The sequence below is a fragment of the Micromonospora sp. NPDC005710 genome, from assembly GCF_040630995.1.
Classification (GTDB): domain Bacteria; phylum Actinomycetota; class Actinomycetes; order Mycobacteriales; family Micromonosporaceae; genus Micromonospora.
On sequence record NZ_JBEXYP010000002.1, the window covers coordinates 410,508 to 432,529 of the forward strand.

Consider the following 22,022-nt stretch of genomic DNA (forward strand, 5'->3'; position numbering starts at 1 on the left):
TCTGTGCGTACCAGATCAGGACCGCGAGCGGCGGTGGCCGCCCTTGCCGCGGCGCTGGCGCTCGGCGTGGCCGGTTGCGTCCCGCAGGATGAGCCGACCACACCGCCGCCGAGCGACGGCGGCAACGCCGCGGAGCAGCTTAGTCAGCTCACCGTCGCTGCTGCCGGCTCGATGAAGGGTTACAGCCGGGAGCGTTTCCCGCACTGGCGGGACACCGGCAAGAACTGTGATGTCCGGGACAGCATCCTGCAACGCGACGGCAAGGAGGTGAAGCTGTCCGGCTGCAACGTGGTCGGTGGGCGCTGGGAGAGCGTGTACGACGGTCGCAGCTTCTCGAATCCCTCCGACGTGGACATCGACCACACGGTGCCGTTGGCCAACGCGTGGCGTTCGGGTGCCGACGAGTGGGACAACGCGAAGCGGGGCGATTTCGCCAACGACACCACCCGTCCGCAGCTGTTCGCGGTTTCCGCCTCGTCGAACCGGGCAAAGGGTGACCAGGACCCGTCCCAGTGGAAGCCGGCAAACCGATCGTACTGGTGCAAATACGCCCAGGACTGGGTGACGGTCAAGCACTACTGGCGATTGACTGTGACAAGCGCCGAGAAGGCCGCCCTGACCGACATGTTGGAGGGCTGTTGAGTGGGGAGCGATTCGTGACCGCCGCCGAAGAGAGCAGCCCAGCCGCAGCCGAAGAGAGCAGCCCAGCCGCCGCCGAAGAGAGCAGCCCAGCCGCCGCCGGGGACAGCGGCCCGGCCGCCGCCGGCATGACCGTGGACGGCACCGCCGAGACCCCCGCCGCCGTGCCGGGTGCCGGCATGGTCGCCGATTCGGGGGGCGCGGCCGGCCCGCAGAACCGCACCACCGACGTCGTGCCCGGCCCCGGCGGTGTGATGACCGACGAGGTCGGCGTCGTCACCGGCGACCTGACGCTGCGCACCGAGTACGCGGACGGCAAGGTCACCCTGCGGGTGCAGTACAAGGACGCGGACGAGTGGTACGCGGTGACCGGCACAGCGGTCACGTTGGCCGACCCGGCCGGGCTGGACGCGGTGCACGGCGTCGCGGTGGGGCTGCTGAACCGCCCCGAGGGCTGAGCACCGCGTCCAGTCTCAGACGTACGAGCCGGGTTCGGTGGGCGCGGAGACCACTGCCGGGGCGTCTCCCTCGCCCTCGGGTCGGACGATCTGCGCGCTGACCCCGTGCGGGCGCAGTTCGCCACTGGCGATCTGCTCGGCGAAGTGGCAGGCCACCCGGCTGACGCCGATGTCCCGCAGTACGGGACGCTCGTCGGCGCAGCGGGTGGGCTGCGCCCACGGGCAGCGGGTGTGGAAGCGGCAACCGGACGGCGGGTTGGCCGGCGACGGCAGGTCGCCGGCGAGCAGGATCCGCTCCCGGCGGTCCTCCACGTCCGGGTCCGGCACCGGCACCGCCGACATCAGCGCCCGGGTGTACGGGTGCAGCGGCTCGGTGTAGAGCCTGTCGCTCGGCGCCTCCTCGACCAGTGCCCCCAGGTACATGACGCCGACCGTGTCGGAGATGTGCCGGACCACCGCGAGGTCGTGAGCGATCACCAGGTAGGTCAACCCCAGGCTGTCCTGGAGTTCGTCCAGCAGGTTCACCACCTGGGCCTGGATCGACACGTCGAGTGCCGAGACCGGCTCGTCGGCGACGATCAGCTCCGGCCCGAGCACGAGCGCGCGGGCGATGCCGATGCGCTGCCGCTGCCCGCCGGAGAACTCGTGCGGGTAGCGAGACAGCGCCCAGCGTGGCAGCCCCACCGCGTCCAGGGTCTCGCCGATGATCCGTCGGCGGTCGGTGCGGTCGGCGCCGATCCCGTGGGTCTGGAGGCCCTCGGTCAGGATCGACTCGACGTTCTGCCGGGGGTCGAGGCTGGACATCGGGTCCTGGAAGATCATCTGCATCCGACGCCGCATGCTGCGCAGCTTGCCCGGCGGCAGGGTGGTCAGCTCGACACCGTCGAAGCTGACCTCACCGGTGGTCGGCGGGGTGAGCTGGAGCAGCGCCCGACCCAGCGTGGACTTGCCGCAGCCGGACTCACCCACCAGGCCGTACGTCTTGCCCCTCGCGATGCTCAGGTCGACCCCGTCGACGGCCTTCACCTGGCCGACCACCCGGTCGAAGAGCACCCCCCGCTTGATCGGGAAGTGCACCTTCAGGTCGCGCACCTCGACGAGGATGTCGTTCTCGCTCACGCTGATTCCTCCTCGCGCGGGGCGGGCACCATGCCCGGCAGCGGCTCCGGGTTGACGCACCGGTAGCTTCGTCCGTCGTGCGCGTGCACCAGTTCCGGCGGCTCACCCACGCACTCGTCGGTCCGCCGGGCGCAGCGCGGGGCGAAGGCGCAACCGTCCGGCCAGGGCAGCAGGTCGCGGACCGAACCGGGAATCGGGTTGAGCTTCTCGCCCCGCCCGGCGTCCAGGCGCGGCACCGAGCCGAGCAACCCCACTGTGTACGGGTGCCGCGGCTGGCGGAACAGCGGACGACGGCGGGCCGTCTCCACCACCCGGCCGCCGTAGAGCACGTTCACGGTGTCGACCATGCCAGCAACCACACCGAGATCGTGCGTGATCATCAGCAGCGCGGTGCCGGAGTCCCGGACCAGTTCCTTGAGCAGTTCCAGGATCTGGGCCTGGATGGTGACGTCCAGTGCGGTGGTCGGCTCGTCGGCGATCAGCAGCCGAGGCTGGCAGGCCACCGCCATCGCGATGAGCGCCCGCTGGCGCATGCCACCGGAGAGCTGGTGCGGGTACTCCTTGAGCCGCCGCCTCGGGTCGGGGATGCCGACCCGGTCCAGCAGTGCCGCCGCTTCCTTCGCCGCGGTCTCGCCCTTCATCCCCCGGTGTCGGGTGAGCACCTCGGTCACCTGCAACCCGATCGGGATCACCGGGTTCAGTGAGGAGAGCGGGTCCTGGAAGATCATAGCGATGTCCCGACCGCGGATGTCCCGCCGCGACCGGTCGTCGAGCTGGAGCAGGTCGGTGCCGTCGAAGACGGCCTTCCCGCCGACCCGCAGGCCGGGCTGCTTGGGCAACAACCCCATGATCGCGAGCGAGGTGACGCTCTTGCCGCAGCCGGACTCGCCGACCAGGCCGACGACCTCACCCGCGTCGACCGAGAAGGACACCCCGTCGACAGCGTGCACGGCCCGCTGACCGCGGCGGGCGAACGTGACGGCCAGATCTTCAACTTCGAGCAGTGCCATTACCGGCTCTCCGTTCGCGACTGCGGGGCTCGCAAGCTCACTCCTCGCGCTTCACACAAGCAGCCGACCGTTCGCGACTGCGGGGCTCGCAAGCTCACTCCTCGCGCTTCACACATCAGGGCCTACTTCCGCAGCTTCGGGTCGAGGGCCTCGCGCATCGCCTCACCGAGCAGGGTGAAGCCGAGCGCGGTGATGATGATCGCGACCGCCGGGTAGATCGCCAACGACGGCCGGATGCCGAGGTACTGCTGCGCGTCGGCGAGCATGACCCCCCACTCCGGTACGGCGGTGTCCGGGTTGCCGAGGCCGAGGAAGGACAGGGCTGCGGCCTCGATGATCGCGGTGGCCAGGGTCAGCGTGGCCTGCACGATCACCGGGGCGAGCGAGTTCGGGACCACGTGGGTCAGCGCGATCTTCGACTTCTTCACACCGAGCGACGTCGCCGCCAGCACGTAGTCGCTGTTGGCCTGGGAGATCATCGAGCCGCGCAGCAGCCGGGCGAAGACCGGCACCGAAACCACGCCGACCGCGATCATCACGGTGGTCAGGCTGGCCCCGAGCAGAGCGGCGATGCTCACCGCCAGCAGGAGGCTCGGCATCGCCAGCAGCATGTCGATGAAGCGCATCAGGGTGGTGTCGATCCACCGACCCCACCGGCCGCCGAGACCGGCCGCGGCACCGGACACGCCACCGATCAGCGCACCAATGGCCAGACCGATCAGGGTGGAGACCACGCCGACGAGCAGGGTCTGGCGGGCCCCCACGATCATCCGGCTGAACTCGTCGCGGCCCTGGTGGTCGTAGCCGAACCAGTGGTCACCGGTCGGGCCGGGGATGACACCCGGCTTGATCAGCCCTTCCCGGATGCCGATCGTGTCCGTCGCCGCGTACGGCACGAGGAACGGGCCGACCACCGCGACCAGCACGAAGAGCGCCAGGATGACCGCGCCGACGATCGCGGCCGGGTTGCCGCGCAGCCGGCGGAACGCCTCCTGCCAGAGGCTGACGCCCCGCTCGTCGTCCCGGGCGGCCAACTCGGAGAGCCGGTCGATCTTTTCGCGCTTCTTGCCTGGGCTGAGTGTCATCGCACCCTCACCCTCGGGTCGATGAAGCTGTAGGAGAGATCGACCAGGAGGTTCACCAGCACGTACACCACCGCGATGATCAGGATGAAGCCCATCAGCACCGGATAGTCGCGTTGGCCGATGGCCTCGGCGACGAACGCTCCGATGCCGCTGAAGGCGAAGACGGTCTCGGTCAGCACCGCGCCGGAGAGCAGACCGCCGGCGAGCAGACCGATCGAGGTGGCCACCGGCAGCATGGCGTTGCGCAGGACGTGCCGGCGACGAACCGTCTGCTCGGTCAGGCCCTTCGCCTCGGCGGTCCGTACGAAGTCCTCGTTCAGCACCTCCAGCACGCTCGCCCGGGTGATCCGGACGATGATCGCCAGCGGGATGCTGGCCAGCGCGATGCTGGGCAGGACCAGATGCCAGAGGGCGTCGGCGGCAGCGTCCCACTCACGGGTCATCAACCCGTCGAGGACGAAGAAGTTGGTGACCCGGGTGGCCCCGAGCGTCGGATCCTGCCGGCCGCTGGACGGGAACCAGTGCAGGTTCTCCGAGAAGATCGCTTTGAGCACGTATCCCAGGAAGAAGACCGGGATGCAGATGCCGATCAGCGAGCCGCCCACCGACGCGTGGTCCAGGAAACGGCCGCGACGACGGGCGGCAAGGTAGCCCAGCGGGATGCCGACACCGATCGCGATGATCATCGCGGTGATGGTCAGCTCGACCGTGCCGGGGAAGCGCTCGATGAACTCCGTGGTGACCGCCCGCTTGGTGGAGGTCGAGGTGCCCAGGTCGAGCTTGATCAGTCGACGGACGAAACGGCCGTACTGCACCAGGATGGGCTCGTCGAGCCCCATGTTGCGGCGGATCGCGGCACGCATCTCGGGGGTGCCGCGTTCGCCGAGGATGGCGGTCTCGGGGCCGCCGGGAAGTCGGCGGAGCCAGATGAAGAGCAGGAGGGAGAGCCCGAACAGCGTGGGTATCAGCTGAAGCAGGCGCCTGACGATGAACCGGAACACGGCGGCCTCGAAGGGGTGCGGAGGGTTACGGGCGGGCGCTGTGCTCCAGCGCCCGCCCGCGTTCCTTGCTGCGTCAGATCAGGACTTACTTGAACTCGGCGGACGCGTAGCGCTCGTCCGTGAGCGGGCTCGCCTTGACGCCGGTCACGTCCTTGCCGAACACGATCGCCGGCGGCGAGTGCGAGATCGGCACACCGGGCAGGAAGTCCATCACGGACTTGTTGAGGGCCTTGTACTTCTCGGTCCGGGCCGCGATGTCGGCGGTGCTGTCCGCGTCCTTGAACTGGTCGAAGAGGGCCTTGTTGTTGAAGCCCCACTCGTCCTTCGGCCGGTCGAAGAAGGTACCGATGAAGTTGTAGGCGTCGCCGTAGTCGCCGGTCCAGCCGAGGAAGTGGATGTCGTGCTTGCTACCCGAGGTGGTGGCGTTCAGGTAGTCCGGGCTCCACTTCAGCGGGATCGCCTCGACGGTGATGCCAACGGCCTTCAGGTCCGCCGAGAGCAACTCGAAGATGTCCTTCGGGTTCGGCATGTACGGCCGGGTGACCTCGGTCGGGTAGTGGAACTTCAGCGTCAGGTTCGACGCGCCGGCCTCGGCCAGCAGAGCCTTCGCCTTGGCCGGGTCGTAGGTGTACTTCGTGACGTCACCGTTCCAGCCCTCAACGGTGTCCGGCATGAAGTTGTCGGCGACCTTGGCGCCCGGCGGCAGCTTGGAGGTGACCAACTGCTGACGGTTCAGGGCGTACGCGATGGCCTGCCGGACGCGAATGTCGGCGAGCTTCGGGTTGCCCTTCTGGTTCATCGCCAGGTAGAGCACGTTGAACGCCGGGCGGGTGAGGACGTTGAAGCCCTCGCTCTTCAGCGGGTCGACGTCGGCCGGGCCAACCAGGTCGTAGCCCTGGATGTCACCGGAGCGCAGCGCCTGCTTGCGGGCGTTCTCGTCCGAGATCGTCTTGAAGATCAGGGTCTTCAGCTTGGCCTTGGGGCCCGAGTAGTCCTCGTTGCGCTCCAGGGTCAGCGTCTTGTTCGCGACGTCCCAGGCCTTGAACTTGAACGGGCCGGTGCCGGTCGGGTGCGCCGTCGCGTACGCCGGGTACTTGATGTCCTCGGCGGTGCCCGCGACGTTGCTCGCGTCGAACTCCTGCAGCGCCTTCGGGCTGTGGATGGAGAACGAGGGCAGCATCAGCGCGGCCGGGATCTTGCTGGAGACCCGGGTGAAGGCCAGGTCCACAGTGGTGGCGTCCTTGGCGGCGCAGGACTTGAAGAGACTCGGCGGAAGATCCGCGTTCTCGTTCTTGGCGAAGCCGCCCATGACGTCCTGCCAGTACGCGGTCACGTCCGGGCTCTGCATGAGGCCCTTGGCGTTGTACCAGCGGTCGAAGTTGGCGCAGACGGCCTCGGCGTTGAAGTCGGTGCCGTCGTGGAACTTCACGCCCGAGCGGAGCTTGAAGGTCCAGGTGGTGCCGGCGGCGTCCGGGGTCCAGGTCTCGGCCAGGCCGGGGGTGACCTTCGTGCCACCCTCCTCCGGTCGGACCAGGGTCTCGAAGACCTGACGCGCCACGCGCAGCGACTCACCGTCGCTGGCGAAGCTCGGGTCGAGCACCTTCGGGTCTCCGGCGACGCCGAAGACGAGGGTGTCCTTCTTGCTACCACCGGATTTGTCGTCGCGGTTGCTCTCGGCGCAGCCTGCTACCGCGAGGGCCGCGACCGCGATGGCCGCGATCGCGACCTTCGGCCTGGGTGCACGCATGTGTGCTTCACCTCGTCCTTGGGGGTACGGACAACGTGGTGACAGGGGTCACCGATGGCGGTGACCATAGCTCCCGATGCGTCCACCCGGAAACCGCCGAGTGGACTGTTGGTATCGGATCGTGCCTCAACCGCCGCTTGACATTCGATTCGTAGGCAAACGGCGGCGAAAACCGATCAATCAGCACCCGCGATGCCAAACTGTTACGTCGAACAGGCCCGATGAGGGCACAGGTGTCAGATCATTTCCGGGCACTGACGCAGCGGTGGCCGACACCCGGGCGGGTGCCGGCCACCGGCCGTACGTCAGGGGATCAGACCGCGCGGCGCCCCTCGAACGCCCGACCGAGGGTGATCTCGTCGGCGTACTCCAGATCGCCGCCGACCGGCAGCCCACTGGCCAACCGGGTCACCGAGATGCCCATCGGCTTCACCATCAACGCCAGGTAGGTGGCTGTCGCCTCGCCCTCGGTGTTCGGGTCCGTGGCCAGGATCAGCTCCCGCACCCCGCCGCCACCGAGCCGGATCATCAACTCCCGGATGCGCAGATTGTCCGGGCCGATCCCCTCCAACGGATTGATCGCGCCACCCAGCACGTGGTAGCGACCGCGGAACTCACCAGTCCGCTCGACGGCCACCACGTCCTTGGGCTCCTCCACCACGCACAGCACCTCGTCGGTGCGGCGCGGGTCGCGGCAGATCCGGCACTGCTCGGACTCGGCCACGTTGTAGCAGGTAGTGCAGAACCGGACCAGCTCCTTGACCTTGCGCAGCGCGCCGGCCAGCCGGTTGACGTCGGCCGGATCAGCCGAGAGGACGTAGAACGCGATCCGCTGAGCGCTCTTCGGGCCCACGCCCGGCAGCCGACCCAACTCGTCGATCAGATCCTGGATGGCACCTTCGTACATCTGCCGGCTCAGAAACCGGGCAGGCCGAGGCCGCCCATGCCGCCGGCGACCGGGCCCATCTTGCGCTCGGTCAACTCCCGGGCCGCCTCGGCGGCGTTGTGCACTGCGGCGACGACCAGATCCTCAAGCGTCTCCACGTCGTCCGCGTCGACGGCCTTCGGGTCGATCTTGATGGCCTTCAGCTCACCGGAGCCGGAGACGGTAGCGGTGACCAGACCACCCCCGGCGGTGCCGGTCAGCTCGGCCTCGGCCAGCTCCGCCTGGGCGGCGGCGATCTGCTGCTGCATCTTCTGCGCCTGCTTCAGCATCTGCTGCATGTTCGGCTGTCCACCTGGGCGCACGGGATGGCTCCTTCTCGCACTCGTCTGCTCGACCGCCGACCAGCCTATCCGCTGGGACCGACCTCGCCCTGCCCGGTGCGTCCGCCCACGCCGAGCCTTCCGGGTACGGCTACCCCTACCCCGAACCGGCCATCTGCTGGTAGTGCGTCGAGGACCGTCGCACTGGTCTGCTCATGGTCATGGACCTCAACCGCACCGGCCGGGTCGGCGCGCTGTGCTGGCTCGCGGCGGCACCCCTCTTCCTCGCCGCCAGCCTCGTCACCGGACTGCGGTGGCGTGAGCCGACCTACAGCTGGGCCACCCACAACATCAGCGACCTCGGCAACGCCCACTGCGGCGTCTGGGACACCACCCGCCCCCGCTACGTCTGCTCACCGTGGCATCCCCTGATGAACACCGCGATGCTCGCCACCGCCGTCCTACTCCTCGTCGGGCTTCTGCTCACCTGGCGGATCCTCGGTCACGGCCCGGTGGTGCGCTCGGCCCAGGCACTGCTGCTGCTGGCCGCCGGCGGATACGCCCTGGTCGCCGCCTACCCGGCCGACGTCGACGAGAACCTGCACGTCCTCGGCGCATTTCTGATCATGGGGGTAGGCAACATCGGCCTGCTCCTGGCCGGCTGCGCACCGCGCGGCACGACGCTCGGCAGGTGGCGACGCCTCACCCTCACCGCCGGGCTCATCGCACCGGTCGGGACGGTGCTGTTCGCCGCCCAGCAGGGCCTCGGAATCGGAGTGGGCGGCATGGAACGGGTAGCGGTACTCCCGTTCCCCCTCTGGGCCTGCGCCCTGGGCGTCCTGCTGGCCGAAGCCCCTCCCCCGCGCCAAGCCCGTGTCCCCACCCCGGCTCCTGCCCCCGCGCCCGCGCCCCCGCCCCCGCCCCCGCCCCCGCCGATCTTGCACTTCCGGTCGCCGATATGCGCGGAGTGCCGTTTATGCCGCCACAGAAAGTGCAAGATCGCGGGAACGGGCACCTCCACCTCGTCGATCATGGAGTTGTGGTGCCCGGCTTGGTGCTTTCTGGGGCATTTGTCAGCCACCACAACTCCATGATCGACGGGCCAGAGCAAGGCGCACTGAGCCGCCAGGGCTGTCAGCGGGCGTCGACTTCGTTGATCTTCTCGGCGCCGAAGGTCTCCCGGAGCAGCCGTACCGCCTGCTCCTCGCTGGACTCCCGCGCGGTCTTCTCGTCGATGATCTCGTCCAACGGCTCGTCGCCCGGGTCGAACCCCTCGAATGCCGGGGCCGCCGCCGCACCGCCGGGCCGACCGGCCCGCCCCGGGCCGTCGAAGTCCGGGTCGTAGGGCGGCTCGCCGGCCCATTCGGCGTCCGCGACCGGCCGGGCTGCCGCTCCGGTACGCGCACCGCGCCCCGCCGCCGCCGCGCGAGCCGCGGCGATGGCGCTGCTCACCGGTGCACCACCGGCTGCCGCCGGCTGCCGGGCCGCAGGCGTCGAGTTGCCCCGCCCGCCCGGCTTACTGCCACCGCCCGCCGCCCCGGGACCACCCGAACCACCTGGCCCGGCGCCGTTCGCGCCACCGCCGTTGGGGCCGCCACCGCTGTGGGGGCCGCCGTTCGCGGCGCTGCCCTTCGCGGCGCTCCCGTTGGCGGCGCTGCCGTTGGCGGCGCTGCCGTTCGCGGCACTGCCGTTCGTGGCGCTGCCGTTCGTGCCTGTCGACGTCGGCGCGGAGTGCGGGCTCGGCTCGTTCCCGGCCGACGCGCCACCGGGTCGGGCGGCCTCCGGCCAGTCCTCGTCATCAGTCGCCTCGGCGGCCGGGGCACCGCCGCCGGGACGGGCTGCCTCCGGCCAGTCATCCTCGTCCGCCACCGCCGGGGCGGACGGCACTGCGCCCTGCCGACCGGCACCATGACCACCCGAACCCACGTCGGCCCCGCCCTGCGAAGCCGGGCTGGTGAAGCCGGTCGGGTTCGCCGCAGTGGGCGGGGTGTTCGTCGGCCCGGCAGCAGAGGTCGGCGCGTTGGGCACCGCAGTCCCCGGCCCGGCGGCATTCGCACCTGGCGCAGCACTCTCGCCGGACGCAGCGTTCGAGCCGGACGCAGCATTCGCGCCGGACGCGGGGGCCGCGCCTGGAGCAGCGCTGAAGCCAGGCTCCGCGTTCGAGCCAGGCCCAGCGTTCGAGCCAGACGCCGCACTCGAACCAGACGCCGCACTCAAGCCAGACGCCGCACTCGAACCAGACGCAGCGCTCAAGCCAGACACAGCGCTCGACCCAGGCACGGCGGTCGAGCCAGACGCCGCACTCAAGCCAGGCGCACCACTCGAACCAGACACAGCGCTCGAACCAGGCACAGCGCTCGACCCAGGCACAGCGGTCGAGCCAGACGCCGCACTCGAACCAGACGCACCACTCGAACCAGACACCGCGGTCGAGCCAGGCGCAGCGTTGGAACCAGGCGCAGCGTTGGAACCAGGCGCCGGGGTCGAACTTGGCGGGCCGGCGGCTGGCGGGGTGGCGGGTCGGGCCGGTGCGGTGGGTTGCGAGCGGGGTGAGCCGGACAGCGACACGCCACCGCGCTCGCCGGCCACCTCGCAGCGGATCTGCCAGCGCCCGCCCAACTCCTCGTACAGCGCGTCGGTGAGCACCGCCGCATGGTCGGCCATCATCTTGGCGAGCACTGTGGACTTCACCGTCAGCACCAGCATGTCGCCGTCGAGTTCACGGACGACCGCGTCGCGCATCAGGGCGGCGATCCGCTTGTTGGTCCGGTTGACCTTGCCGACCACGTCGGGCCAGACGCGGCGGACCGCGACGGCGTCCAGCGCGGCGGCCGGTGCGCCGGGTCGGGGTGGTGCGGGCGTCGCCGGGTCGGGAAGCACCGCCGACTGTGGCACGACACGACGCGGGGGCGTCCCGGCGGGCGAGACGGGTGCGGCCTGGTCAGCGGGGGCCGGACCGGTCGCCGCGCCGGGGGACGCCGGGATCGGCGAGTCGGCCGCCGAGACGTACGAGGCAGGTGCCCCGGAGGTCGGCGCGGGCGAGGCAGGTGCACCGGCGGCCGGCGCGGGAGCGCCAGTGGCTGCGCCGCCCTGGGCCGGGGACGCCACTGGGTCGACAGCCCACGGCGGTGCGGAGGTCGGGGCGTTCACAGGTGCCGGGGTGGCGGCAGCCGGGACCGGGGGTGCTGGCTGTGGGCGTACCCCGGGGTGGTTGGCGGCGGCCGGCGGCGCGTCGGTGCCGACCAGGGTGAGTCGGCGTTCCATCCGCTCGAGGCGTTGGAGGAGGCCGCCGGTGGAGTCGTCCACGCCGGGCAGCAGCATCCGAGCGCAGATCAACTCAAGCAGCAGGCGGGGCGCTGTGGTGCCGCGCATCTCCACCAGGCCGTCGTGCACGATGTCGGCGCAGCGGGAGAGCGTGGCCGGGCCGAGTTGCGAAGCCTGGGCGGCCATCCGCTCGATCTGGTCGGCCGGGCCGTCGATCAGGCCCTTCGTGGCGGCGTCCGGCACCTGCTGGATCACGATCAGGTCGCGCAGCCGTTCCAGCAGGTCGGAGGCGAACCGGCGCGGGTCGTGCCCGGCCTCGGCGACCCGGTCGACTGTGGCGTAGGCGGCGGCGCCGTCACCGGCGGCCAGCGCGTCGCACATCTCGTCGATCAACGCGGCGTCGGTGACTCCGAGCAGGGCGGCGGCCCGTGCGTAGGTGACCCCCTCCGGGCCGGCGCCGCCGATGAGTTGGTCGAGCACGGAGAGGCTGTCCCGGGCGCTGCCGCCACCGGCGCGGACCACGAGCGGGAAGACCGCCGGCTCGACGGCGACGCCCTCGGCCTGGGTGAGTTGCTCCAGGTACGGGCGGAGCACCTTCGGGGGGATCAGCCGGAACGGGTAGTGGTGGGTGCGCGACCGGATCGTGCCGAGGACCTTTTCCGGCTCGGTGGTGGCGAAGATGAACTTGACGTATTCCGGAGGTTCCTCGACCAGCTTGAGCAGGGCGTTGAAGCCCTGGGTCGAGACCATGTGCGCCTCGTCGATGACGTAGATCTTGAAGCGGCTGCTGGCCGGCGCGAAGAAGGCGCGCTCGCGCAGCTCGCGGGCGTCGTCGACACCACCGTGGCTGGCCGCGTCGATCTCGATCACGTCGATCGAGCCGGCGCCGTCGGTGGCAAGTGAGCGGCAGGACTCACACTTGCCGCACGGTTCGGGGGTGGGGCCCTGCTCACAGTTGAGCGAGCGGGCCAGGATCCGGGCGCTGGAGGTCTTGCCGCAGCCGCGCGGGCCGGAGAAGAGGTAGGCGTGGTTGAGCCGTCCGCTGCGCAGCGCCTGCGACAGTGGCTCGGTCACGTGCTCCTGACCGATGACCTCAGCGAAGGTACGCGGCCGGTACTTGCGGTAGAGCGCCAGCGTCACTCGTCCCGCCTCCTCTCGACCGAGCCATTCTGCGCCGGTCGGGGGCGGGTGACCACCCACCACCCCGGGGCGCCTGGGCCTTCGGGCTTGATCGACTCGACGGTCGACCTTGATCGACTCGGTTTCATGGAAACCGCGGTGTCCGCACGACCGGGACACCGCGACATCACGGATGCCGAGTGGATCAACCGGCCCACAGACAAAAAGGCCTCCCGTGCACCCGGCAGAGCTCGCTTATCCTTGCTGCCTTCCGGCCCTGGGGAGGTTCACGAGATACCGCCGCACGGGAGGTGACGCCCAGCCTACCCGACCGCCCGTCGATCTTCAGGGGGTGGTGGGGTGGCCCGGCTGACACGGGCCTGTATTCTGGCTCGCGGAGGATTCGCCTAGAGGCCTAGGGCGCACGCTTGGAAAGCGTGTTGGGTTTACACCCTCACGAGTTCGAATCTCGTATCCTCCGCTCGCCTGAGCTGCACCAACGTCAGGGCCGGCCCCAACGGGGACCGGCCCTGAATCGTCGGGTGCGATGCGTCAGCCCGGTCCTGTGGTCTCATCGACGTCGTGACCGATGCGGCGTGGGAGTGGGACGAGACCTTGTACGCGGGCAGCGCCGGCCACTACACCGTCGGCCGTCTGCCCTATCCGCCGAGCCTCGCCGAGGCGATCAGCGCCGCGCTCGACCTCGACGGCGGCGGCCGGCTCCTCGACGTCGGCTGCGGACCCGGATCGGTGACGCTGCTGCTCGCGCCCCTGTTCGAGGCGGCGGTGGGCGTCGACGCGGACCGGGACATGCTCGCCGAGGCCCAGCGCAGAGCCGGCGAGGTAGGGGCCGCCAACGTCGAGTGGCGGCACCTGCGGGCCGAGGCTCTGCCGGCCGACCTGGGTACGTTCCGGGTGGTCACGTTCGCCCAGTCGTTCCACTGGATGGATCGGCCGCTCGTGGTTGGTCGCGTCCGCGACATGCTCACGCCCGACGGGGCCTGGGTCCACGTCGGCGCGAGCACCCACCAGGGCGTGACCGGGGACGACCCGCTGCCGTACCCGCGACCGCCCTGGTCGCAGATCGACGAGTTGGTGGCGAGTTACCTGGGGCCGGTCCGCCGGGCCGGGCAGGGGCTGCTGCCAGCCGGCACCCCGTCCGGTGAGGCCGAGATCATGCGCGCGGCGGGCTTCACCGGCCCCACCCGGATCACCGTCGAACAGGGCATGGTGGTGCAGCGCTCGGTGGACGAGATCCGCTCGGCGGTGTTCTCGCTCTCCAGCGCGGCACCACATCTGTTCGCCGACCGGCTCCCGGCCTTCGAGGCGGACCTGCGCCACCTCCTGACCACCGTCGCGCGGAACGGCAGCTTCGCCGAACGGCGACGCGACATCGACGTGGCGATCTGGCGCCCCTGACGCCTGAGCAGGCGCGGGCCTCTCACGCGAAAGCAAGCGCGGGCCTCTGACGCGCGAGCGGGCGCGGGCCCGTGACGCCTTCACGTTCGAGCGAACGCGGTTCGGTCAGGCGCGGGCGCGGGCCCAGGAGAGGAAGCGGTCGGTCAGTCGGGCCGGCTCGACGTCGGTGAGGTGTTCGCCGGCCTCCGTTCGTAGCGTCGCCAGGTAGACCGTCAACGCCAGCCGGTCGTGCCGGTATTCGCCGAGCAGCCGCAGCTTCGCCGCCGAGCAGGGCCACGCGATGCCGCACGCGACACAGCGCCAGGTGGGTCGGGTCGGCAGGTGGTTTCGGTAGCGGCGGCGGGGCATGGGCGGACCTCCTTCGCTGTGGACGGGGGCCGCCCCGTCCGGGCGGCCCCCGGACTGACGCAGGCCGCCGGGCTCCTGCGCCTCCACCGGTCGCGCCGTCTTCTGCGAACAACCCTCGGGCGAGTTACGAGACAGATACACCGCGTAGCTATATGGTCACCAGATATTTAGGACATCCGATGGAGGAGCCGTGAACGACGCGCTTCGGGTGGCGCTCAGCGACACCGGGCACACGACCGAATCTCTCGCCGAGACCGTCGGCGTCGACCCGAAGACCGTGGGGCGCTGGTTGGCGGAGGACCGCATCCCGCATCCGCGGCACCGCTTGGCGGCAGCCGAGGCACTCCACAAGGACGTTTCGGACATCTGGCCGGACACTTCAAGACGTCGTGACCCCATCTGGTTCCGTCCCTGGCAGGAGATCGAGCGCGAGGCGGTGTCACTTCGCTGGTTCGAGTCGACCGTCCTGCCGGGGTTGCTCCAGACCGAGGCGTACGCCCGCGCGGTGCTGGGCGGCGCGGGCCTGATCCCCCGGGGTGAGATCGAGCGACATCTCGCCGTCCGACTCGGCCGGCAGGGTGTGCTCAAGCGGGACGACCCGCCGCAGTTCACGGCGGTCGTCGACGAGTCGGTCATCCGCCGCCCGGTGGGCAGCCGGTCGACGATGCGCGAGCAACTGTTGGCAGTGGCGGCGGCGTGCGCCGAGCCGCACATCCGGGTGCACGTCGTGCCCGGCACTGTCGGCGCCTACGCCGGCCTCAACGGGCCGTTCGTGATCGCGCACAGTCACGATCACCGGGTCGCCGGCTACCTCGACAACCAACTTCAGGGACAAGTCGCTAGCGACCCCGACGACATCGCGGCCATGATGGTGGCATGGGAGAACGTGCGCGGAGAGGCGTTGTCCCACCGGCAGTCGGTCGAACTCATCCAGGAAGTGGCGGAGTCATGGAGCTGAACGGCGCCCGGTGGCGCAAGAGCAGCCGCAGCAGCGGCAACGGCGGCGCCTGTGTCGAGGTCGCCGACAACCTTCCCGGCGTCATCGGCGTACGGGATTCGAAGGACCCGACCGGCCCGGCGCTCGCCTTCGCGCCCGCGGCCTGGCGCGCGTTCGTCACCGAACTCGCCCGGCGGCCCTGAACGGCCCCGACGACTCGTCGGCTACCCGGCCCCGATGCGGCCCGCGCCCTCAACCCCGTCGAGATCTTGGACAGTTTCCGTCGGCGCGGAACGCAAATTTCCAAGATCTAAGGAATGCGCCGCAAGGATCGGTGGGCGGGCCCCGTCGTGCCAGCCGGGGCCGGCCCGCGACCTTCGATTAGCAGGTTCTCACCAATATCGGCGGACCTGACTAGCGGCGGGGTCTCCCACGCCGGGTGAGGGCGCGCATCCCGATCAGGTCGACCCGACCCTCGGCTGACGTCAACACAGTCACGACCGGCACTTGCGCGAACACCCGGCCGGCCCTGACAGACCGACCGGGCGTCGCGGTGCGCAACTCAGAACACCAAACCGCCGCTCTGCGGCCCTGCGATCCGGAGACCGTAACGCTGGGGCCAGACGATCTCCGTGCGCTCGGACTGACCACTCCACGTCTTGTTCTGCGGTACGAGCCCGCTGGTGGCACCGTAGAACGGGTTGACGACGCCGGACGGATATCCGGCCAAGTCACCGCTCACCTCTTCCCCGGGCGAGGCCACAACGGCGTCGAGCCCGCCGGCGCGGTCGAGGTTCAGCAGGGCGATGGAGCTGCCGAACTTGTCGCCATTCTCAGACGCGTCCGGGACGGCCGAGTGGTTCTGGTCGAGAGCTTGCGCACCGACCCCCGTCAGCCCGGCAGCAGACCCCTTGAGCAGGGTGATGCTGCCGGCCTCGACTCGCGAGCCGATGGCCTCGCCGGGACTACCGACCAGCACGTCCGCCCTACCGTCGCCGGTCACGTCACCGACCGCCAGCGCACCACCGAAGTGGTCTCCAGCCTCAGGGTCATCCGGTACGCCGGCCGTCCGCTGCGTGATGACCTGCACCGCACTGCTGGACAGGCCGCCGGAGCGGCCGGTGAAGGCCGCGATGAGGCCACCATTGATGTGCGGGGTCTGCGCCGCGGCGGCTCCGACGATCACCTCGCCCAGCCCATCGCCGTTCACATCGCCGACCGCCACCACATTACCCAGGTACCAGGCAATTGTGCCGGTCCCATCCTTGGGTTCGATGGCCGCGCCGGTGACCGAGGTGGCGCCGGTTGACGACACCCCACTCGGCGAGCCCCACATGAGGGTGACCATGCCGCTGCCACTCAAGCCGTCGCGTTCGTTCTCCAGCCACGCGCTGATGACGAGGTCCTGGTGGCGGTTGTTGTCGACCTTCCCGATGGCGAGCGCGAAGCCGAACCGGTCGTCGGCCTCGGCCGCACCAGGCACCGCGGCCTGGTCCTGCTGAAGGTGCTGCACGCCGGCGGTGGTGAGGCCGGTCGACCCACCGAAGAGGACAGTGACCGCACCGGCTTCAGCCTTGCTTCCGATCGACTCTCCCCAGGCACCGATGGCGAGGTCGTCGCGGCCATCCCCGTTGATGTCACCGGCCGCCAGCGAGAAACCGAATCGATCCAACTCCTCAGGACTGTCCGGTACACCCGGCGAATCCTGGTTGAAGTGAATTGCTGAGTCGACCTTCAGACCAACACCGCTGCCCGGGATGACCCAGACTCCGCCGGCGTAGGTCTTGTTCTTGGGATCCGGCTCGTCAGGGTCGCCGATTGCCAGGTCGTCGAAACGGTCGCCGTTGAAGTCCCCCGCCACCAACGCCATACCGAAACAGACGCAGCCGCCCCCCGGCATAGCGCCCATGAGGTAGTCGACCTTCGGGGCCGAGGAGTAGCGCACGCTGACCACGCCTGACGCAGGCACGGGCAATCTGGTATTGAACGGGTCGCCGGTGACCGCGATGTCGTCGACACCGTCGCCGTCGAAGTCGGAGCGGCCTACACCCGTGCCCCGAGAACGGGTCGGCGTCTTCATCCAGGACACCGTGTGGTGTTGAAGAACGACGCCGTCCCGGGTGATGGTCCGAACACCCTCCGCCGCGTCCGCCGGCGCACTAATTATCAGGCTGGCCAAGACGGTAGGTATAACGAGAAAAACTGCGCTTCGCTTCATAGAGACCCCGTTTCGATAGGCGCCTCGACACCATAGGCGGACGGTTAGGTTGCCGAAATGAGACGAACGGGCAGTCGGCTGAAGCCATGGGCGGGTACGGTCCGGGAGCCGACGGGCCGGCAACCGTCGTACACATGTTCTATCCACAGGCTGTGGACAGCGGAGGGACCTGATGGGTTACCAGCTCAGCGCGGTGGTCGCGGATGCTGAGCTGCTCCGCGAGCAGACCGCCGAGCTGGATCATGCCGTGCTCGGCGAGCTGCGCCAGGACTTCGCGTTGCTGCCGGTCACCCCGCAGTTGGTGATCGAACTGACCGGGTCCCTGCCGGATTTCGCTACCGACGACCGGAGCCCGACGCGCCCGTTCGGCCTGGTGTTGTCGACGGCGCTTGTCGAGGTGCTGACCCGGTGGTCGCAGTCGGGGCCGGTGGCCTACCTGGAGGCGGAGTTCGGTGGTGGTGGCGGCTACCAGTCGGCGGCGGTGTGGTTGGGCGGGACGCTGTCCTGGGGCCCGAGCTTCGACGACGAGTTGGACACGCCGCGCGAGCAGTGGCCGATCAACGGGGCACTGACCCGGTTGGGTGTCGAGCCCGGCTCGTGGATCGACCCGTTCGCCGAACTGGGGTTGCACCTGGAGCGGAACACCGACGGCTGGCTGACGCACGGGAGGCGTCGACTGAGCGCCGACTACTGGGACGAGCTGGTCGAACAGTGGGAAAATCAGTAATCCGGCCACCGGCAGCAACCTGAGCGCTCCCGTTCCGTTGGGGACTGGGGGATTCCATGAAATTGCGACAATTTGCTTTTATAGCCACGCTCATGACGGCTGCCTCGATCGCTGGCAGCGGCGTACCGCCAACCGGGCCGATCCCGGAAGGCCGGCCCGCCGGCAGCGTGGAGATCATCGACCTGAACGGCCTACAGAACATCGAGTTCGGTGTCACCGAAGACGAGTTGACCCGGCGCGGCATCCTGCGTACCAGCCTGGACGCCTGCGGGCCGGTGCTCGCCGGCCACGACACGGTCAGCCCGGTCTTCATGGGCGACAAACTCGTGCTGCTCTGGGTCGGCGACCCGATGCGGACACCGGAGGGCATCACGGCGGGCTCACCCGTCGACCAGGTCTGGGACCGCTACCCGGAGGTGACCCGACTCCGCGCTCCACAGGGGACACACCGCCTCGACGGGCTACTCGCCCGCAGCGGCGACCGCGCGTACCTGTTCCTGCACGACGGGCGCACGGTTCAAAAAACCATCGCCGGGTACGCGGACTGGGCCCGCCGCCTCTTCGACGAGGGAGCGGGCCCGTGCTGACCGACGGGGGCCGGCCTGTCGGGGGAACTGGGCCCACAGTGGACCGGGACGCCCATAGCCCCGTCAACGGCTGCTCGACGGGCTGGCGCAGGTGCTGGGACGGTGACCCGCTCAGACCGGGCGGGTGGCCTGCTCGGGCATCCGCGCCCCGGACGCGGCGGCGAAACCGGCCAGCGCGATCTCCGCTGCCTGTCGCAGGTCCTCCCTGCTGACTCCGGCCGCGGCGTGCACCGCCTGCCCCTCGCTCACGATCATGACGAAACGGGCGAGTGCGACAGGGTCCGCGTGCACGGGTAGGTCGCCTTCAACGACGGCGCGGGCGAACCGGTCGGCGAGGGCCCCTTCGCCGGCCAACCGGCTGGTGGCGAGGAACCCGGAGACTGGCGCGTTCTCCGTCGCGCAGGCGACGCCACCCTGGATCGACAGGCAGCCGAGTGGTCGGTCGGGCCGGGTCACGGCGATCGCATTCTCGCGGAGCAGGGCGGCAACCACCTCGTACGCGGTCGGTTGGGCGAAAGCGTCCCGCGCGTACTTCATGTCCGTTTCGGCGTAGCGGGCGACGGCCTTGCGGAACAACTCCTCCTTACCGCCGTAGGCGGCGTAGAGGCTCGGCTTGTTGATCCCCATCGCCTCGGCCAGGTCGTTCACCGACGCGCCCTCGTACCCCTGACGCCAGAACACCTCCACCGCGCGCTCGAGCGCCTCGTCGGCGTCGAAGCCCCGTGGTCGTCCTCGCTGTGGCACGCCCCACCACCTCCCGCAACGCATCCTACCGGCATCGGCAACCGATCGGTACAGAAATTTGTCGACCCGCCCGGCGGTTGCTACGGTCAGATCAGTACCGCTCGGTACATATTTGGCTGACACAGAGGAGATCCATCGTGGGACAGCTCGACGGCAAGACCGCCCTCGTCACCGGTGGCACCACTGGCATCGGGCTGGCCGCCGCCCGCCGCTTCGCCGCCGAAGGCGCGTACATCTTTGTCACCGGCCGTCGCAAGGGCCCGCTGGACGAGGCCGTCGCCAGCATCGGCGCAAACGTCACAGGCATCGCCAGCGACGTCAGCAAGCTCGACGACCTGGACCGGGTCATGCGGGCCATCGACGAGCGGGGCGCCGGGCTGGACGTCGTGTTCGCGAACGCCGGCGGTGGCGAGTTCCGTGCGCTCGACGCGATCACGGTCGAGCACGTCGCCGGCACCTTCGACACGAACATCTACGGCACCATCTTCACAGTGCAGAAAGCCCTGCCCCTGCTCAACGAGGGCGCCTCGATCGTGCTGACCGGCTCGACGGCAGCCAGCAACGGCACACCGGCGTTCAGCGTCTACGCCGCGTCCAAGGCGGCCATCCGCTCGTTCGGCCGCACCTGGGCCGCCGAACTGATCGGCCGCAAGATCCGGGTCAACACCCTGATCCCCGGCTCGACCGAAACCCCCGGCCTCGCGGGCCTCGCGCCCAGCCCCGCGGAGGCCCCCGGGCTGCTCCAGAGCATCGCCTCGGGCGTACCCATGCAGCGCATGGCGCACCCGGACGAGATCGCCAACGCGGCGCTCTTCCTCGCCTCCGACCAGAGCAGCTTCATGACCGGCGGCGAGATCTTCGTTGACGGCGGCGAGCAACAGCTCTGACGCGAAAACGCCCGGTCGATCCTCGCGGATCGACCGGGCGTTCCTGCACTACGGAGCGGTGGCGGAGGGATTTGAACCCTCGGAGGGCGTTAACCCTCACACGCTTTCGAGGCGTGCTCCTTAGGCCGCTCGGACACGCCACCGCCGACGAGGGTACAGGACCGCCGGTTCGGACGCCGAACCGGTATCGCCCGGGCCGGCCTGGCAGGATCTTTGCCATGAGTACGCACATCGGCGCGAAGCCGGGCGAGATCGCCGAGCGGGTCCTGATGCCGGGTGACCCCCTGCGGGCCAAGTGGATCGCGGAGACCTACCTCGAGGGCGCTACCTGCTACTCGACGGTTCGGGGCATGCTGGGCTTCACCGGCCGCTGGAACGGCGTCGAGGTTTCCGTCCAGGGCTCCGGCATGGGCATGCCGTCGGCCTCCATCTACGCCCACGAGTTGATCAACGAGTACGGCGTGAAGACGCTGATCCGGGTCGGCTCCTGTGGGGCCCTCAGCACCGACCTGCAACTGCGGGACGTGGTGGCGGCGATCGGGTCGTCCACCGACTCGAACATGAACCGGATGCGCTTCGACGGGCTCATCGACTACGCGCCGGTGGCCGACTTCGGGCTGCTGCGTACGTCGGTCGAGGTGGCCGAGCGGCGCGGCATCAGCATGCACGTGGGGCCGATCCTGGCCGCGGACGCCTTCTACACCGACCGGCCGGACCTGTACGACACCCTGGCCGACTACGGCGTGCTGGCGGTGGAGATGGAGTCGGCGGCGCTGTACACGATCGCCGCCCGGTTCAAGGCCCGCGCGCTCACCGTGTTGACTGTCAGCGACCACATCAAGACGGGCGAGAAGACCACCTCGGAGGAGCGCGAGCAGACCTTCAGTCAGATGGTCGAGATCGCCCTCGACACGATCATCGCCTGAGCCTTTCCGGCGGCGGGCAGCACCGCTGAGAGCGTGATGACTGTGAGGCATCAATATGCCGCACAGTCATCACGCTCTTTCGCGTCCGACCCACCAGCCCGGCTTCAGCGGAAGAACGCGCGCAGAACTGTGGCGGTCTCGGCCTCCAGCACCCCGCCGTAGACCTCGGGACGGTGGTTGAGCCGACGGTCCCGCAGCACGTCCCAGAGCGATCCGGCGGCACCGGTCTTGGGCTCCCAGGCGCCGAAGACGACTGTGGAGACCCGGGCCAGCACCAGGGCCCCGGCGCACATGGTGCACGGTTCGAGGGTGACGACCAGGGTGCAGCCGTCCAGTCGCCACCGGCCGGTGCGCTCGGCGCCTCGGCGCAGGGTCAGCACCTCGGCGTGGGCGGTGGGGTCGCCGGTCAGCTCCCGCTCGTTACGGCCGGTGGCCAGCTCGGTGCCGTCCGGCCCGTAGAGCACCGCCCCCACCGGCACGTCGTCGACGTCGGTGCTGACCGTGTCGTCGACGGGCGGGCCGGCGACGGCGATCTCCAGGGCGCGGCGCATCCACAGCTCGTGCCGCTGCCGTCGGCCGAC

22 protein-coding genes, 2 tRNA genes and 1 other RNA gene are annotated in these 22,022 nt (G+C 69.8%); 11 read left to right on the forward strand and 14 right to left on the reverse strand.

Annotated features, from left to right (window positions below):
• Positions 1-3: 3 nt before the first annotated feature.
• Positions 4-642 carry an HNH endonuclease family protein gene (locus tag ABZ406_RS04200; RefSeq protein ID WP_357755871.1) on the forward strand — a complete coding sequence of 213 codons (639 nt, stop codon included), beginning with the start codon at positions 4-6 and terminating at the stop codon, positions 640-642.
• 14 nt (positions 643-656) lie between these two features.
• Positions 657-1,097: a hypothetical protein gene (locus ABZ406_RS04205; protein ID WP_357755872.1), complete on the forward strand. Its 441-nt coding sequence runs from the start codon at positions 657-659 to the stop codon at positions 1,095-1,097.
• A gap of 15 nt (positions 1,098-1,112) precedes the next feature.
• On the opposite strand, the gene ABZ406_RS04210 is transcribed toward ABZ406_RS04205, so the two are convergent.
• The 7 genes from ABZ406_RS04210 to ABZ406_RS04240 form a co-directional block, all read right to left on the reverse strand.
• Positions 1,113-2,216 (reverse strand): oligopeptide/dipeptide ABC transporter ATP-binding protein, encoded by a 1,104-nt coding sequence (locus ABZ406_RS04210; RefSeq protein WP_357755873.1) that lies wholly within the window; start codon positions 2,214-2,216, stop codon positions 1,113-1,115.
• A complete protein-coding gene (locus ABZ406_RS04215) occupies positions 2,213-3,226 on the reverse strand; it encodes an ABC transporter ATP-binding protein (RefSeq protein ID WP_357755874.1) in 1,014 nt (337 codons plus the stop codon). Before ABZ406_RS04215 ends, ABZ406_RS04210 begins: the two co-directional genes overlap by 4 nt.
• Before the next feature lie 122 nt (positions 3,227-3,348).
• Positions 3,349-4,311, reverse strand: coding sequence for an ABC transporter permease (locus ABZ406_RS04220; protein WP_238657999.1), 963 nt, complete (start codon positions 4,309-4,311; stop codon positions 3,349-3,351).
• Positions 4,308-5,312, reverse strand: coding sequence for an ABC transporter permease (locus ABZ406_RS04225; protein WP_145778530.1), 1,005 nt, complete (start codon positions 5,310-5,312; stop codon positions 4,308-4,310). The genes ABZ406_RS04220 and ABZ406_RS04225 overlap by 4 nt, the downstream gene beginning before the upstream one ends.
• Before the next feature lie 85 nt (positions 5,313-5,397).
• On the reverse strand, positions 5,398-7,059 hold the full coding sequence (locus tag ABZ406_RS04230; RefSeq protein ID WP_357755875.1) for an ABC transporter substrate-binding protein: 1,662 nt from the start codon (positions 7,057-7,059) through the stop codon (positions 5,398-5,400).
• 313 nt (positions 7,060-7,372) lie between these two features.
• Positions 7,373-7,966, reverse strand: coding sequence for a recombination mediator RecR (gene recR, locus ABZ406_RS04235; RefSeq protein ID WP_124856597.1), 594 nt, complete (start codon positions 7,964-7,966; stop codon positions 7,373-7,375).
• An 8-nt stretch (positions 7,967-7,974) separates the two neighbouring features.
• Positions 7,975-8,283, reverse strand: coding sequence for a YbaB/EbfC family nucleoid-associated protein (locus tag ABZ406_RS04240; RefSeq protein WP_030489880.1), 309 nt, complete (start codon positions 8,281-8,283; stop codon positions 7,975-7,977).
• Positions 8,284-8,486: 203 nt separating this feature from the next.
• On the opposite strand from ABZ406_RS04240, the gene ABZ406_RS04245 reads away from it, so the two are divergent.
• Positions 8,487-9,359 carry a DUF998 domain-containing protein gene (locus tag ABZ406_RS04245; protein WP_357755876.1) on the forward strand — a complete coding sequence of 291 codons (873 nt, stop codon included), beginning with the start codon at positions 8,487-8,489 and terminating at the stop codon, positions 9,357-9,359.
• A 40-nt stretch (positions 9,360-9,399) separates the two neighbouring features.
• On the opposite strand, the gene ABZ406_RS04250 is transcribed toward ABZ406_RS04245, so the two are convergent.
• Positions 9,400-12,669, reverse strand: coding sequence for a DNA polymerase III subunit gamma and tau (locus tag ABZ406_RS04250; RefSeq protein WP_357755877.1), 3,270 nt, complete (start codon positions 12,667-12,669; stop codon positions 9,400-9,402).
• 203 nt (positions 12,670-12,872) lie between these two features.
• An RNA gene (gene ffs / locus ABZ406_RS04255) (signal recognition particle sRNA small type) lies at positions 12,873-12,962 on the reverse strand.
• A gap of 82 nt (positions 12,963-13,044) precedes the next feature.
• Between ffs and ABZ406_RS04260 the strand changes: the two genes are divergently transcribed.
• Together ABZ406_RS04260 and ABZ406_RS04265 are read left to right on the forward strand one after the other, a co-directional pair.
• Positions 13,045-13,129, forward strand: a tRNA-Ser gene (locus ABZ406_RS04260).
• A 101-nt stretch (positions 13,130-13,230) separates the two neighbouring features.
• The gene (locus ABZ406_RS04265; protein ID WP_357755878.1) at positions 13,231-14,067 is read left to right on the forward strand and encodes a class I SAM-dependent methyltransferase; all 837 of its coding nucleotides are present in this window, start codon (positions 13,231-13,233) and stop codon (positions 14,065-14,067) included.
• Between the two features lie 105 nt (positions 14,068-14,172).
• On the opposite strand, the gene ABZ406_RS04270 is transcribed toward ABZ406_RS04265, so the two are convergent.
• Positions 14,173-14,415 carry a flavin reductase gene (locus ABZ406_RS04270; protein WP_357755879.1) on the reverse strand — a complete coding sequence of 81 codons (243 nt, stop codon included), beginning with the start codon at positions 14,413-14,415 and terminating at the stop codon, positions 14,173-14,175.
• 190 nt (positions 14,416-14,605) lie between these two features.
• Here ABZ406_RS04270 and ABZ406_RS04275 point away from each other — a divergent pair, with 190 nt between their 5' ends.
• Complete coding sequence (locus ABZ406_RS04275; protein ID WP_357755880.1) at positions 14,606-15,373, forward strand: helix-turn-helix transcriptional regulator; 768 nt, start codon at positions 14,606-14,608, stop codon at positions 15,371-15,373.
• On the forward strand, positions 15,364-15,555 hold the full coding sequence (locus ABZ406_RS04280) for a DUF397 domain-containing protein (protein WP_357755881.1): 192 nt from the start codon (positions 15,364-15,366) through the stop codon (positions 15,553-15,555). Before ABZ406_RS04275 ends, ABZ406_RS04280 begins: the two co-directional genes overlap by 10 nt.
• 359 nt (positions 15,556-15,914) lie before the next feature.
• On the opposite strand, the gene ABZ406_RS04285 is transcribed toward ABZ406_RS04280, so the two are convergent.
• Entirely contained in the window at positions 15,915-17,432 is a 1,518-nt protein-coding gene (locus ABZ406_RS04285; RefSeq protein WP_357755882.1) for a hypothetical protein, read from the reverse strand.
• Positions 17,433-17,742: 310 nt separating this feature from the next.
• On the opposite strand from ABZ406_RS04285, the gene ABZ406_RS04290 reads away from it, so the two are divergent.
• Together ABZ406_RS04290 and ABZ406_RS04295 are read left to right on the forward strand one after the other, a co-directional pair.
• Positions 17,743-18,297 carry a hypothetical protein gene (locus ABZ406_RS04290; RefSeq protein ID WP_357755883.1) on the forward strand — a complete coding sequence of 185 codons (555 nt, stop codon included), beginning with the start codon at positions 17,743-17,745 and terminating at the stop codon, positions 18,295-18,297.
• A 92-nt stretch (positions 18,298-18,389) separates the two neighbouring features.
• Positions 18,390-18,884, forward strand: a complete 495-nt coding sequence (locus ABZ406_RS04295; protein ID WP_357755884.1) for a hypothetical protein — start codon at positions 18,390-18,392, stop codon at positions 18,882-18,884.
• Between the two features lie 111 nt (positions 18,885-18,995).
• Here ABZ406_RS04295 and ABZ406_RS04300 read toward each other — a convergent pair whose 3' ends face one another.
• A complete protein-coding gene (locus tag ABZ406_RS04300) occupies positions 18,996-19,628 on the reverse strand; it encodes a TetR/AcrR family transcriptional regulator (RefSeq protein ID WP_357755885.1) in 633 nt (210 codons plus the stop codon).
• 137 nt (positions 19,629-19,765) lie between these two features.
• On the opposite strand from ABZ406_RS04300, the gene ABZ406_RS04305 reads away from it, so the two are divergent.
• Positions 19,766-20,515 carry an SDR family oxidoreductase gene (locus ABZ406_RS04305; protein ID WP_357755886.1) on the forward strand — a complete coding sequence of 250 codons (750 nt, stop codon included), beginning with the start codon at positions 19,766-19,768 and terminating at the stop codon, positions 20,513-20,515.
• A 56-nt stretch (positions 20,516-20,571) separates the two neighbouring features.
• On the opposite strand, the gene ABZ406_RS04310 is transcribed toward ABZ406_RS04305, so the two are convergent.
• Positions 20,572-20,658 (reverse strand) — tRNA-Ser (locus ABZ406_RS04310).
• Positions 20,659-20,733: 75 nt separating this feature from the next.
• Here ABZ406_RS04310 and deoD point away from each other — a divergent pair.
• Entirely contained in the window at positions 20,734-21,441 is a 708-nt protein-coding gene (gene deoD, locus ABZ406_RS04315; RefSeq protein ID WP_030328147.1) for a purine-nucleoside phosphorylase, read from the forward strand.
• A 104-nt stretch (positions 21,442-21,545) separates the two neighbouring features.
• On the opposite strand, the gene ABZ406_RS04320 is transcribed toward deoD, so the two are convergent.
• Positions 21,546-21,992, reverse strand: a complete 447-nt coding sequence (locus ABZ406_RS04320) for a nucleoside deaminase (RefSeq protein WP_357755925.1) — start codon at positions 21,990-21,992, stop codon at positions 21,546-21,548.
• Positions 21,993-22,022 lie beyond the last annotated feature (30 nt).